Below are 12,770 nucleotides of genomic sequence, written 5' to 3'. Positions count from 1 at the left end.
TTCAAGCAGCGCGGCGAGAATCGCACCACCTCCGTCTGGAAAACGTGTTTTCCTGCACTGCACCCCGGCTAGAACATCGCCCCAACGAGCCACAGCGTGATCCCTGGGAAGGCCACCAAAATCACCACGCGGATCAGGTCAGAGGCCACAAACGGCGCCACGCCGGCATAGGTCCGTGCGATGGGAATATCCCGGGCCATCGAGTTGATGATGAACAGGTTCATCCCAACCGGCGGCGTGATCAGCCCGACTTCAACCACAATCAGCGCCAAGATTCCGAACCAGATCGCCGCCTCCTCTGGCGAGAGCGTGTAGCCCCAGAAGGTAAACTCCAGCGCCATGATGATCGGGAAGAAGATCGGAATGGTCAGCAGGATCATCGAAAGCGAATCCATCACGCAGCCAAAGATGAGATAAGCCACCAGCATGATCGAGAGGATCAGAAGCGGCGCGTAGCCCTGCGTGGTAATCCAGTCCACCAACTGCGCCGGGGCTTGAGTGAAGGCCAGGAAGGAGTTGAAGAGCTGCGCGCCCAGAACGATGAAGAAGATCATCGCGGTCGCTTGCGCGGTGGCGAGAACGGAGTCGAGGAAGCCTTTCCAGGTCAGCCCACCGGTCGCGAGCCCATAAATACCCGTCGCCACCGCACCCACGGCCGCCCCTTCGGTCGGGGTGAAGAGCGCCTGTACGCCGTCTTGCGCCCAATTCCAGTCCGCCGCGATACCGCCCATGACCAGGCCGAAAATCACCACGACCGGCCAAATCTTGGCCATGGTCTTGAGACGCTGTGCATACGGCACGCGCTCGGCCGTGGTCGCCGCCCCGGGGCGAAGCCGCACATAGATCGCCACGGTGAGCATATAGCCAATGGCCGCAAGAATGCCGGGTATGAGCGCGGCCACAAACATCTTCACGATATTCTGCTGCGCCAGGATCGCGTAGATCACCAGGATGATCGAGGGCGGGATCAGGATGCCAAGCGTACCGCCGGCGGCCAAAACCCCGGTGCTGAGGCTGTCAGAATAACCCCGCTTCCGCATCTCGGGCAGCGCCACCTGCCCCATGGTCGAGGCCGTGGCGAGCGACGAGCCGCAGACCGCGCCGAAACCGGCGCAAGCCCCAACCGCGGCCATCGCGACGCCGCCCTTACGGTGGCCAAGCCAATCCGAGGCCGCCTGGAACAGCGCCCCGGACATCCCCGATTTTGTCGCGAATTGCCCCATGAGCAGGAAAAGCGGCACGATCGACAGATTGTAATTGGAAAACGTGTCATAGGTCAGCGATTTGAGCTGGCTGAGCGGTGCGGAGGGCCGCCCCAACACAATCCATGTGCCCACAAACCCCGTGACTGCCATAGCCACGCCAATCGGCACCCGCAGGAATATCGCCACCAACATCAACGCGAAGGCGAGGATCGCCAGTTCCAAACCGGTCATGCTGCAGCCTCATATCCAGCGGCTACCCAGTTGATCGAGCGCCAGACGGTATAAAGTGCCACGATGAAGAAGAGCGCCGCCCCGATCACCGAAAGCCCGTAAGGAATCCAGGTTGGTATCTCCAATTCATAGGTCGTCTCAGGGAAGAACGGTCGCGATCCGAAGCCAAAGACGCTCCGCAGCTCGTCCGAGCCATAAGGAAACTTCTCGCCGAAGCCGAGCCAGATCCGCCAGAGGATCACATAGGCGACAATCGCTAGGAGAATATCCCCCACCAGCCCGGAAAACGCCTTAACCCTGGGCGGCATGTTCTGCACCACGATGTCCACCGCCACATGGCCGCGTTTTAACTGACACCAAGGCAAGAACGCGAAAACCGCAATCGCGCAGCCTGCCTCGACCAACTCGTAGTCACCGGTGATCGGACTCAACCCAAACCCATCGAGCGCCCGCCCGATGATCGAGACACAGACCATCACCGCCAAAACCGCCAGCAGCACGCCACCGAAATAAGCAAGCCCACGGGCCATTCGTTCCATCACACGGCCAGTCGCCGCCTCCCAATCGGGTGCCAATGCCATCTCTATCCGTTCCCTGCCCGCCGCTCTACTTGGCGCTACATTCCGATTAACGGCCCGCGCGCGTTCAATGCGTCCACATCGAACCCCGCAAGCGCTTTATATTCCGCGGCCACCTCGGCCAGTTCCCGATCACTGATCACATCTTCGATGGCGTCAAACCCATCCGGCGCGCGCGCGGCCACCTCATCAAGCACCTTGTCCGGCCCATCCCCGCGATTGGCCAGGATCAGGGCATTCACCGCCTCACGCCGATCCGCCTCATAAGCTGTCAACGCCTCCGGCACGCGCCCATGACGCATCAACTCGCCGGTCAAGACACGCGCGTCCAGAATTGCTTGGCTCGCCCCGTTGGAGCCAATTGGATACATCGCATGAGCGGCATCGCCCAAAAGGGTCGCCCGCCCGAAACTCCATTGCGGCAGCGGATCGCGGTCAACCATCGGGTATTCCCAAATCCGTTCGGCGTTCTGGATCATCCAAGGAATGTTCAACCAATCGAATTGCCAATCGGCGAATTCGGGGGCGAAGTCGCTCAAACGGCCTTCGCGGGTCCAGTCTTGCCGATCCCAATCGGTGTCGGGCGGCAGAGCCAGATCGGCGATCCAATTGATCCGCATCCGACCATCGCCATGATCCTGCATCGGATAGCAGACAAATTTCTTAGCCGAGGTTCCCGCCATCGCCATTGATCGACCAGTCAGAAACCTCGCCGCGTCCGTCACGCCGCGCCACATCATCGTGCCACCCCAAACGGCCGAGCCCTCATCGGGGTACAACTTTGCCCGCGCGACTGAATTGATCCCGTCGCAGGCGACGAGAAGCTCTCCATGAAGATCGTCTTGCTGCTCGCCGGTTGTTCTGTCTTCCAGGTGAACCCGCACGCCATGCGGCGCTTCGGTCCATCCGGCCAAAGATCGGCCCGTTTGGACCACATCTGGCCCGGCGCGACTGATCAAGTTCCGCAACAGCATCAACTGAAGCTCACCACGATGGATTGAATATTGCGGCCAATTGTATCCCGCCTCTAAGCCGCGTCGTTCGGTCCAGATCCGTTGACCCTGGCTTGAGAAATAGACCACCTCGCTCGTACGCAGACCAACCCCATCCAGCTCGATCTCCAGGTCCAGTTCAAACAGCTCGCGCACCGCATGAGGCTGGATGTTGATCCCAACCCCCATCGGTTTCAGCTCATGCACCGCCTCGACAATCTTGAACGGAATACCCTGTTGATGCAGTGATAGACCCAGGGTCAACCCGCCAATGCCGGCGCCTGCGATGATGACTGTCATGAAGCTTCCGCGCCTCCGTCACTTATGACGTGGTAAAGGAAAAGACTGGGATCGGACGGTGCCTTTACCGCCCGAACCCGAATAGCAACAGCGACTACATCGAGTCCCCGGCGTGGCGCGCAACAGCGGCCCGCGCGTCTTCGACCATCGCCGCCCCGTCAAGACCAAGGCCGTTCATCTCCTCGATCCAATCCGCGGTGACCTCCTCACCGACGGCGCGAAGCTCGGCAACGACCTCATCGCTGAGCGTGACAATCGTGTTGCCCCGTTCGGTGATCATGTCTTCGGCCAGCGTGTCACCTTCATCCATGGCGCGCCCCGCCCAAGCCGAAGCATCGATCCCGGAATTGGCATCAATAATGGCCCGCAAGTCATCGGGAAGGCTGGCATAAGTGTCGTTGTTCATGCCCCAGATAAAGAAGGTGTTGTAGAGCGCCCGGTCGCCGCCGATCTGCGTATGGCTATCGGCCAATTCTTCGACACGCAGGGCGGGCACCACTTCCCATGGGATCACGCCGCCATCCACCACGCCACGCGAGAGCGCTTCGGGGAAGGCAGGCACCGGCATCCCGACCGGCGTTGCGCCAAGACGCTCCAGAAGCGCGTTTGCCTGCCGCGACGGACCACGAAGCTGCAAGCCGTCGAAATCGGTAATCGCCTCTATCGGGTCACCGGTTTTGTGGATCACGCCCGGGCCATGCACATGCACCGCCATTACGTGAATATCGGCAAACCGGCTGTCGAGCATGTACTGCTCGGTGAATTCCCAGGCTGCACGGCTGCTGTCTTCCGCATTCATCGAGGTCATGAAGGGCAGCTCCATCGCCTCAGCTTCCGGGAACCGGCCCGGCGTGTAAGCAGGCAGCGCCCAACCACAATCGATCACGCCATCGCGTATCTGATCATAAAGGGCGGGCGGCGACCCGCCGAGTTGCATTGCCGGATAGAGTTCCACATCGATGCGCCCGCCGGATTGCTCCTCAACCTGCGCGGCCCATGGCTCCATGAAGAAGCGCGGGACCGACCCCATCGGCGGCAAGAAATGCTGGCAGCGCAGGGTCACTTCTGCCTGCGCATAGGCGGCACCAGTCTGACCTGCTGCGCCAATTCCCAAGGCAACAAGGCCAATTGCCGCCGTTTTCAGCGTGATGTTCATCATAATCCTCCCTGATCCGGCATCGTGCCGCGTGATCTCTTTCCAATGGGACTAAGCCCCAGCTATCACGCGCGGTCAAAGCTTTTTATGGCTTTTCTCCCCTGCCGCTCCTGCGGAAACGACCCTGCCGCGCGCACCTCGATAGAAACACTCTTAACCAAGCGGTCGGGTTTGTCATCAGGTTTTTTACGCCCTGCGGTTGACCCGGCCCGACCAATACGGCATCGGCCCGAGGAACAGGCAAACATAAAGGGCGCTGATGATCCGGCCGCTATATGATTGGACACTGGGGCTCGCAGGGCACCGGCACGCGCTTTGGGCCCTGGCCCTGGTTTCGTTTACGGAGAGTTCTTTCTTTCCGATCCCCCCCGATATCCTGATGATTCCGATGATTCTGGCCGCACCGCATCGCGCCTTTCTGATCGCCGGCGTCTGTTTGATATCATCGGTCCTTGGCGGGCTCGCGGGCTACGGCATCGGGTATTTCTTTTTTGAGCAGATCGGACAGCCGATCCTCGCCGCCCTCGGCAAAACCGAACAGATCACGGCCTTCAATCAGCGCTTCAATGATCTCGGCTTCTGGCCCGTGCTGATCGCGGGGCTGACCCCGTTCCCGTATAAGGTGATCACCATCATGTCGGGTTGGACCGCCCTGCCCCTTGGCACGTTCATTGTGACCTCGATCATCGCCCGGGGTCTGCGCTTCTTTATCGTTGCTGCGTTGCTCTGGCGCTACGGCGCCCCCATTCGTGACTTTATCGAACGCCGTCTTGGGTTGATGTTCACGCTCTTTATCGTGATCCTGCTGGCCGGGTTCTATATTGTGAGGGTCCTGTGACACGTCGTTCCTTGATTTTGCTCGCCGGGTTTGGGTCGGCCGCGATGCTGCTCGGAGCCTTTGGGTTTCAATATATCGGCGGGCTCGCCCCCTGCGCGATGTGTCTGTGGCAACGCTGGCCGCATGCCGTCGCCATTGCTCTGGGCGTGATTGGCGCGGCGATCCCATCGGCGCTGATCGCTTGGGCAGGCGGCCTGACGATGCTGACTAATGCGGGCATCGCGCTCTACCATACCGGCGTCGAGCGCGATTGGTGGGAGGGTCCGCAAAATTGCACCGGCGCGGCCGCGCAGGACCTCGGCTCAATGTCCGCGAGCGATCTGCTGGCCACCGATACCGGTCCGCAAATCGTCCTTTGTGATGAAGTCGCTTGGGAGATGTTCGGCCTCTCCATGGCCAGCTGGAATGGGCTTGTCTGCCTGGCGCTGGCGCTGATCTGGTTCGCCGCTGCCGCACGCAACCGCACAATCGGCTAGCCCAAACTCGCCCCAAATCCGTGGCAACTGGCCGCGCCGAGGGCTCCCTGTATAGGGGGCGTGAGGCCGGGCCACCCGCCTTCACCGGGGGCGCGCACCCGTTCGCGTGTTCAAAAGCAAACTGGTTTCGCTGGTCTCCACGCCTTCCATCCGTCGGATCTCAAACAACACCCGATCCAACTCCTCGAGCGTCTCGGTTCCCAATTCGACAATCAAATCCCATTTGCCATTGGTCGAATGCACCGCCTGCACCGCCATATGACCGGTCAAGCGCGTCATCAGCCGCTCCGCCCCCGGGCCAGACACCGCCAACATCATCAGCCCGCGCACCGGATGGTTCGCCAAATCCGCAGCCGTCACCACAGTGAAACCCCGGATATCGCCGCGGGTCTGCATCTTCTCGATCCGCGCCCGAACTGTGGCGCGCGACACGCCAAACCGGGCCGCCAGATCCGACAAAGACGCCCGCGCGTCCCGCTTCAACGCCGCCAGGAGCCGCTGATCCATGTCATCTATTTGCAAACTGAGAGCCTCCGCATCGGCATATATCTAGACTTTTTGCGCAATCTGGAGGGTTTTGTCTAATCCATTTCGGCAGGTATTGAGCAACAAATGCGCGACATCACGGACACTCCATGCCCCAACCTTGTCTCCTCCTCGGTGCCCCGGTCGATAGCGGCAAACGCCGCGACGGCTGCTTGATGGGCCCGGACGCCTATCGTACCGCTGGCCTGGCTAAAGCCCTCACCGATCTTGGCCGAGAGACCCGCGACCTGGGCAATCTCATGCCCGCGCCGCTCGGCCAACCCAGCCACCCGAACCAAGCCCTGCACGCGCTGGCCGAGACCATCGCCTGGACCGAAACACTGACCCAGGCCGCCCAAGCCGCCATGGCTGACGGCTTCCCGATCTTTCTCGGCGGCGATCACAGTCTTTCGCTTGGGTCCGTGGCCGGTGTCACAGCCCATGCCAATGTCCAAAGCCGCCCCCAATTTCTACTCTGGCTCGATGCCCACGCGGATTTCCACACGCCCGACACGACCACCTCGGGCAATCTGCACGGCACGCCCGTAGGGTATGTCGCAGGACGCCCCGGGTTCGATCTCTTCCCGCCCCTGGCTGCTCCGATCCCGGAAGAAAACATCTGCATCCTCGGCCTCCGCTCCGTCGACCCGCAGGAGAACGCCGCGCTGACCCAGACCCAAATTGCCGCCCATGATATGCGCGCGATTGACGAATACGGCATCGCGACGCCGCTCCGCAGCTTCCTGGCCAAGGTCGCGGCGGCCAATGGCTTCCTGCACGTCTCCTTGGATGTCGATTTCCTCGACCCCGGTATTGCGCCCGCGGTCGGCACCATGGTCCCTGGCGGCGCCACCTTCCGCGAGGCGCATCTGGTGATGGAAATCCTGCATGACAGCGGCCTCGTCACCTCGCTTGATCTGGTCGAATTGAACCCGTTCCTCGACGAACGCGGTCGCACCGCATCGCTGATGGTCGACCTCACCGCCTCACTCATGGGCCGCAAGGTCTTTGACCGCCCAACCCAGAGTTTCGCCGCATGAACCTGCAAGCGCCCAATGCCGTGGTGATGATCCGTCCGCATCATTTTCGCCCCAATCCCGAGACCCGGGCTGACAACGCATTTCAATCTGAGACGATAGGCACGTCGCACACCGCGCTGGCCGAATTCGACGCCGTCGTCGAGAGCCTCCGCCAAGCCGGTGTTACCGTTCATATCTTCGAGGATGAACGCACCGACACACCGGATTCTGTCTTTCCAAACAATTGGTTCTCCACCCATGCGGGCGGCCATGTGGCGATCTATCCGATGTTTGCCGAGACCCGCCGCCGGGAGCGTCGGTGGGATGTGATCGAGATGTTGAAACGCGACTATCGGGTGCAGGATGTGATCGATTATTCCGGCCTGGAGCCCGACGGTTTGGCGCTGGAAGGCACTGGCGCGATGGTGCTCGACCATACGGGCCATGTGGCTTATGTCGCCGCCTCGAACCGCGCCGATCCGGTGTTACTGGAGCGGTTCTGCACCCATTTCAACTATGAACCGATTGTCTTCGATGCCCGCGACAGCATCGGCCGCGCGATTTATCACACCAATGTTCTGATGGGCATCGGCACCGATTACGCACTGGTCGGTCTCGACATGATCACCGATGCGGAGCGGCGCGCCACGGTCCAGGCCCGGTTGGAGGAAACCGGCCATGATGTGATCGCGCTGACGCCGGAACAGATCCACGGCTTCGCTGGCAATGCGTTTGAACTGACCGGGCGTGAGAGTCGCATTCTCGCACTGTCCGACACCGCTCTGGCCGCGCTCACGCCCGCCCAAATCGCGCGGATCGAGGCGAGCGCCACGCTCCTTCCCCTCTCCATTCCCACCATTGAAGCCGCAGGCGGATCTGTCCGTTGTATGCTGGCTGGCATCCACCTGTCCCGCCGTTGAGACCTGACATCATGACCTTGCCCCAACCCTCCGAGCGCGCCTTCGTTCCCTTCGTCTCCGTCGAAGCGATGATGCAACTGATCCACCAAGTGGGTTTGGAACAGATGCTGCGCGAACTGGCCGACTATATCGAGGCCGATTTCCGCCGCTGGCCACTCTTTGATAAGACACCGCGCGTTGCATCGCATTCGGTCGAGGGCGTGATCGAACTGATGCCAACCTCTGACGGCGAGCTTTATGGATTCAAATACGTCAACGGCCACCCAAAGAACATGAAGGAAGGCCTCCAAACTGTTACGGCATTTGGGCTTTTGGCTGATGTTGCCACCGGTTACCCGATGCTGCTGAGTGAAATGACGATCCTCACGGCGCTGCGAACGGCGGCGATGTCCGCCATGGCCGCGAAACATCTCGCGCCGAAAAACGCGACCACCATGGCGATGATCGGCAATGGCGCGCAGTCGGAGTTTCAATGCCTCGCCTTCAAAGCCATCTGCGGCATCGACACGGTCCGCCTCTACGATATCGATCCCGCTGCGACGGCCAAAGCGATCCAGAATCTCGCGGGCCAAGGCCTGACGCTTCAGACCTGCAAAACCCCCGAAGAGGCTATGGAAGGCGCGCAGATCATCACGACCTGCACCGCCGACAAGCAACTGGCCAGGATTCTGACCGACAATATGATCGGTTCCGGTGTCCACATTAATGCGATCGGCGGCGATTGCCCCGGGAAGACGGAGCTGCACCGCGACATCCTCCTGCGCTCCGACATCTTCGTCGAGTTCCCGCCACAGACCCGGATCGAAGGTGAGATTCAGCAATTGCCCGAAGACCATCCCGTCACCGAGCTTTGGCAAGTCATCGAGGGGACCGCGACGGGGCGCAGTTCGCCCGCGCAGATCACGCTTTTTGACAGCGTCGGCTTCGCGATCGAGGATTTCTCGGCCCTGCGCTATATCCGCGACCGATTGGAAGACACGGGCCTCTATCAGCAGCTCGACATGCTGGCCGACCCGGACGATCCGCGCGATCTCTTCGGCATGGTTCAGCGGGCGAAGCCCGCGACTTCAGCCGACGCACGACCGGAATAGGTTACAAAACCCACCAAATTCTGGAAGTCTTGTAACCTATCAATGCAGCGGGAACTCCCCCACCACATTTCGCCATTCGCCCGGCGCGATCATTTTCCGATGGGTGAATCGCACCGAGTGCAGCGGGCCTTCGATTTCGTCCTGCCAGAATTCGATAAACTTGAAAAGCCGGGGGTAATCCGGGGCCAAGTCATAATCCTGCCAGACGAAGGTGTTGAGAACACTCTGAAAATCCGGCATCCGGTAGCACATTTCGGCTGTGGTCAACCCATAGCCCTTCAACATCAGCTCAGTCTCGGTTTCTGCCATTGGGCACCTCTTGTTTGGTCCCTTCCTGGTGTCAGCCTGCCACAGGGTGGTTAATTTTCAAAGAAAACAGCCTGTTAGCAAGGTGGCCGAGCGGCTGCCAACGGCAGCGCGCATCCCCCATTGCACCCCATATGCAGTTACCGTTATACTCTGACCCAACAAAATATAGACGCAGCCAAAAGCGAGCACATACGCGTGACTGACACGCCAGAACCCCCTGAAAACATGGACGAAACCGCGCCCGAACGCCCCGAGTATTCCGGCCCGTCCATTGACATCACCGACGAAATGAAAACCTCCTTCATCGATTATGCGATGTCGGTGATCATTTCGCGCGCCATTCCAGACCTGCGTGACGGGCTGAAACCCGTTCATCGCCGCATCCTCTACGCGATGCACGAAACCGGGAATTCGCACGACAAATCCTACCGCAAATCCGCCCGTCCGGTCGGCGATGTGATGGGCAAATATCACCCGCATGGTGACGGGGCGATTTATGACGCATTGGTCCGGATGGCACAGGATTTCTCGATGTCTTTGCCGCTTCTCGACGGGCAAGGCAATTTTGGGTCGATGGATGGCGATAACCCGGCGGCCATGCGCTATACAGAAGTGCGGATGGACAAGCCGGCCGCGTTTTTGCTGACCGATATCGACAAAGATACTGTCGATTTCCAAGACAACTATGACGGCAAGGACCAAGAACCGACGGTGCTGCCCGCCCGGTTCCCGAATATGTTGGTCAATGGCGCGGGCGGCATCGCCGTGGGTATGGCAACCAATATCCCGCCGCACAATCTCGGCGAAGTGATCGACGCCTGTCAGGCTTTGATCGTGAACCCAGATCTGACAAGTGAAGAACTGATCGACTACGTGCCTGCGCCAGACTTCCCGACCGGCGGGATCATTCTTGGCCGCACCGGTGCTCGGAAGGCCTATCTCGAAGGGCGTGGCAGCGTCATCATCCGCGCCAAAACCCGCGTCGAGGAGATTAGGAAAGATCGCTATGCCATTGTTCTTGATGAGATTCCCTATCAAGTTAACAAAGCGAGCATGATCGAGAAGATCGCGGACCTGGTGCGGGAAAAGAAAATCGAAGGGATCAGCGCGGTCCAGGACGAATCCGACCGGATCGGCGTGCGTGTAGTGATTGAGTTGAAGCGCGACGCCACTGCCGAGGTGGTCCTCAACCAACTGTTCCGCTTCACCCAGATGCAGACCTCTTTCGGCTGCAATATGCTGGCGTTGAACGGCGGGCGGCCCGAGCAACTGACGCTACGTGGGTTCCTGACCGCGTTCCTCGATTTCCGCGAAGAGGTTGTGGCGCGACGCACGGCCTTTGAATTGATGAAGGCGCGCGAGCGTTCGCATATTCTCTGCGGTCTGGCCGTTGCGGTGAGCAATGTCGACGAAGTTGTTGCAACCATTCGGAAATCTGCCGATGCGGCCGAGGCGCGCCAAGCGCTGATGACCCGCCGCTGGCCCGCCGGAGAGATTGCCGATTACATCCGGTTGATCGACGACCCGACCCATAAGATGAACGAGGACGGAACTTACAACCTGTCGGAGACCCAAGCCCGCGCCATTCTGGAACTGCGCCTCCAGCGCCTGACACAGATTGGGGTGAAAGAAGTCACCGATGAGCTGCAGGAGCTGGCCGAGAAGATCAAAGACTACCTCGCTATCCTCGCCTCCCGCGAGCGGATCATGGCGATCATCTCCTCCGAATTGGCCGATGTAAAAGAACAATTCGCCGTGCCGCGCCGCACCGAGATCATCGATTGGTCGGGCGATATGGACGACGAAGACCTGATCGAGCGCGAAGATATGGTCGTGACGATCACCGCGGGTGGCTATATCAAACGCACCCCTCTGGCCGAATTCCGGGCGCAACGGCGCGGCGGCAAAGGCCTCTCAGGCATGGCGACCAAAGAGGATGATGTGGTGACCACGCTGTTCGTGGCCAACACCCATACGCCGCTTCTTTTCTTCACCACCGATGGCATGGTCTACAAGCTGAAGACCTGGCGCTTGCCGATGGGCAGCCGAACGGCGCGCGGCAAGGCCGTGGTGAACATTCTGCCGATCCCAGTGGGCACCTCCATTGCGGCCGTTATGCCGGTCGACCGGGATGAGGCGGACTGGAACGATCTGCAAATCGTCTTTGCCACCTCGGCGGGTGACGTCCGTCGCAATGCGCTGTCGGATTTCGCCAATGTGATGCGCAACGGCAAGATCGCCATGCGTCTGCCGGAGGATGGCTCCGTCACCTTGGTCAACGCGCGGATCTGCACCGAAGACGAAGACGTGATGCTGGTCACCGATGCCGGGCGTGCGATCCGGTTCCGGACCACCGATGTCCGGGTCTTCAAGGGTCGCGAGTCGACTGGTGTGCGCGGCATCCGCCTTGCCGGTGATCATAAGGTTGTCTCCATGGCGGTGATCCGTCACTTCGAGGCGAGCGCGGAAGAACGGGCCGCGTATCTGAAGATGCGCCGGGCGGTCGCTGGTTTGACGGACGATGCCGATCTTCCGGACGAGGATGAAGAGGCCACGGGCGATCTTTCGCTCAGCCAAGACCGTTATGCGGAGATGTCTGCGGCGGAGGACCTGATCCTGACGATCACCTCTGGCGGCTTGGGCAAGCTCTCCTCCTCGCACGACTATCCGGTGCGTGGGCGTGGCGGCCAAGGTGTCGCCGCGATCGACAAAGCCATGCGAGGCGGCCCGCTGGTGGCGAGCTTCCCGGTGGAACTGGAAGACCAAATCATGCTGGCCACCTCAAAGGGCCAATCAATTCGCGTGCCGGTCGAGGGCATTTCCTTCCGCTCCCGCAGTGCCGGAGGTGTGAAAGTATTTAATACGGCCAATGGGGAAGAGGTCGTCAGCGTCGCCTGGATCGCGGATCAAGGGGATGAGGAAACCGCCGAGTAATCGCCACAATTAAGCCTGGGCGCGCCGAGAGTCTTGCGGGCTGCACATTTACGCGCCCGGGCATCGGCACCGCATTTTCGTCTGAAAACATCGCTTTTTCAGGCGGTTGTTTCACATTTCGTTGACATTCTCGGGGTGGAGCCTGGCAGCTTCGGCCATTGACCACCCTAGGGAAACAGTCCCGCCGGTGCGTTAA

Annotated in this window: 12 protein-coding genes; 6 read left to right on the top strand and 6 right to left on the bottom strand. The window is 60.4% G+C overall.

Annotation, left to right across the window (positions count from 1 at the left end):
- Window positions 1-68: 68 nt before the first annotated feature.
- The 4 genes from GTF44_RS08355 to GTF44_RS08340 all read right to left on the bottom strand — a co-directional run bounded on the left by GTF44_RS08355 (window position 69) and on the right by GTF44_RS08340 (window position 4,465).
- Window positions 69-1,436, bottom strand: a complete 1,368-nt coding sequence (locus GTF44_RS08355) for a TRAP transporter large permease (protein ID WP_171560839.1) — start codon at window positions 1,434-1,436, stop codon at window positions 69-71.
- The gene (locus GTF44_RS08350; RefSeq protein WP_171560836.1) at window positions 1,433-2,017 is read right to left on the bottom strand and encodes a TRAP transporter small permease; all 585 of its coding nucleotides are present in this window, start codon (window positions 2,015-2,017) and stop codon (window positions 1,433-1,435) included. Before GTF44_RS08350 ends, GTF44_RS08355 begins: the two co-directional genes overlap by 4 nt.
- A gap of 35 nt (window positions 2,018-2,052) precedes the next feature.
- A complete protein-coding gene (locus tag GTF44_RS08345) occupies window positions 2,053-3,306 on the bottom strand; it encodes a flavin-dependent oxidoreductase (RefSeq protein ID WP_171560834.1) in 1,254 nt (417 codons plus the stop codon).
- Window positions 3,307-3,400: 94 nt separating this feature from the next.
- A complete protein-coding gene (locus GTF44_RS08340) occupies window positions 3,401-4,465 on the bottom strand; it encodes a TRAP transporter substrate-binding protein (RefSeq protein WP_367383461.1) in 1,065 nt (354 codons plus the stop codon).
- Between the two features lie 256 nt (window positions 4,466-4,721).
- On the opposite strand from GTF44_RS08340, the gene GTF44_RS08335 reads away from it, so the two are divergent.
- The gene (locus tag GTF44_RS08335; protein ID WP_171560832.1) at window positions 4,722-5,300 is read left to right on the top strand and encodes a YqaA family protein; all 579 of its coding nucleotides are present in this window, start codon (window positions 4,722-4,724) and stop codon (window positions 5,298-5,300) included.
- Entirely contained in the window at window positions 5,297-5,776 is a 480-nt protein-coding gene (locus GTF44_RS08330; RefSeq protein ID WP_171560829.1) for a disulfide bond formation protein B, read from the top strand. Before GTF44_RS08335 ends, GTF44_RS08330 begins: the two co-directional genes overlap by 4 nt.
- Window positions 5,777-5,857: 81 nt before the next feature.
- On the opposite strand, the gene GTF44_RS08325 is transcribed toward GTF44_RS08330, so the two are convergent.
- The gene (locus tag GTF44_RS08325; protein WP_171561057.1) at window positions 5,858-6,292 is read right to left on the bottom strand and encodes an AsnC family transcriptional regulator; all 435 of its coding nucleotides are present in this window, start codon (window positions 6,290-6,292) and stop codon (window positions 5,858-5,860) included.
- A 119-nt stretch (window positions 6,293-6,411) separates the two neighbouring features.
- On the opposite strand from GTF44_RS08325, the gene rocF reads away from it, so the two are divergent.
- Genes rocF through GTF44_RS08310 form a run of 3 tightly spaced genes read left to right on the top strand, consistent with a single transcriptional unit; the run spans window position 6,412 to window position 9,331 of the window.
- On the top strand, window positions 6,412-7,341 hold the full coding sequence (rocF, locus tag GTF44_RS08320; RefSeq protein WP_171560827.1) for an arginase: 930 nt from the start codon (window positions 6,412-6,414) through the stop codon (window positions 7,339-7,341).
- On the top strand, window positions 7,338-8,240 hold the full coding sequence (gene ctlX / locus GTF44_RS08315) for a citrulline utilization hydrolase CtlX (protein WP_253261270.1): 903 nt from the start codon (window positions 7,338-7,340) through the stop codon (window positions 8,238-8,240). Before rocF ends, ctlX begins: the two co-directional genes overlap by 4 nt.
- A gap of 17 nt (window positions 8,241-8,257) precedes the next feature.
- Window positions 8,258-9,331 (top strand): ornithine cyclodeaminase, encoded by a 1,074-nt coding sequence (locus GTF44_RS08310; RefSeq protein WP_301270766.1) that lies wholly within the window; start codon window positions 8,258-8,260, stop codon window positions 9,329-9,331.
- Window positions 9,332-9,370: 39 nt separating this feature from the next.
- Here GTF44_RS08310 and GTF44_RS08305 read toward each other — a convergent pair whose 3' ends face one another.
- Window positions 9,371-9,640, bottom strand: coding sequence for an usg protein (locus GTF44_RS08305; RefSeq protein WP_171560821.1), 270 nt, complete (start codon window positions 9,638-9,640; stop codon window positions 9,371-9,373).
- Between the two features lie 195 nt (window positions 9,641-9,835).
- Between GTF44_RS08305 and gyrA the strand changes: the two genes are divergently transcribed.
- Window positions 9,836-12,574 (top strand): DNA gyrase subunit A, encoded by a 2,739-nt coding sequence (gyrA, locus tag GTF44_RS08300; protein WP_171560818.1) that lies wholly within the window; start codon window positions 9,836-9,838, stop codon window positions 12,572-12,574.
- Window positions 12,575-12,770 lie beyond the last annotated feature (196 nt).

This window comes from Roseobacter sp. HKCCD6576-2, from assembly GCF_013179285.1.
Taxonomy (GTDB): Bacteria; Pseudomonadota; Alphaproteobacteria; order Rhodobacterales; family Rhodobacteraceae; genus Rhodophyticola; species Rhodophyticola oceani.
The sequence above is the reverse complement of the archived record's forward strand: the minus strand, read 5'-3'. Positions and strand labels throughout refer to the sequence as shown.

Coding starts and splice junctions, on each gene's coding strand:
- GTF44_RS08355 (WP_171560839.1), bottom strand. CDS start 1,436: ATGACCGGTTTGGAACTGGCGATCCTCGCCTTCGCGTTGATGTTGGTG.
- GTF44_RS08350 (WP_171560836.1), bottom strand. CDS start 2,017: ATGGCATTGGCACCCGATTGGGAGGCGGCGACTGGCCGTGTGATGGAA.
- GTF44_RS08345 (WP_171560834.1), bottom strand. CDS start 3,306: ATGACAGTCATCATCGCAGGCGCCGGCATTGGCGGGTTGACCCTGGGT.
- GTF44_RS08340 (WP_367383461.1), bottom strand. CDS start 4,465: ATGATGAACATCACGCTGAAAACGGCGGCAATTGGCCTTGTTGCCTTG.
- GTF44_RS08335 (WP_171560832.1), top strand. CDS start 4,722: ATGATCCGGCCGCTATATGATTGGACACTGGGGCTCGCAGGGCACCGG.
- rocF (WP_171560827.1), top strand. CDS start 6,412: ATGCCCCAACCTTGTCTCCTCCTCGGTGCCCCGGTCGATAGCGGCAAA.
- ctlX (WP_253261270.1), top strand. CDS start 7,338: ATGAACCTGCAAGCGCCCAATGCCGTGGTGATGATCCGTCCGCATCAT.
- GTF44_RS08305 (WP_171560821.1), bottom strand. CDS start 9,640: ATGGCAGAAACCGAGACTGAGCTGATGTTGAAGGGCTATGGGTTGACC.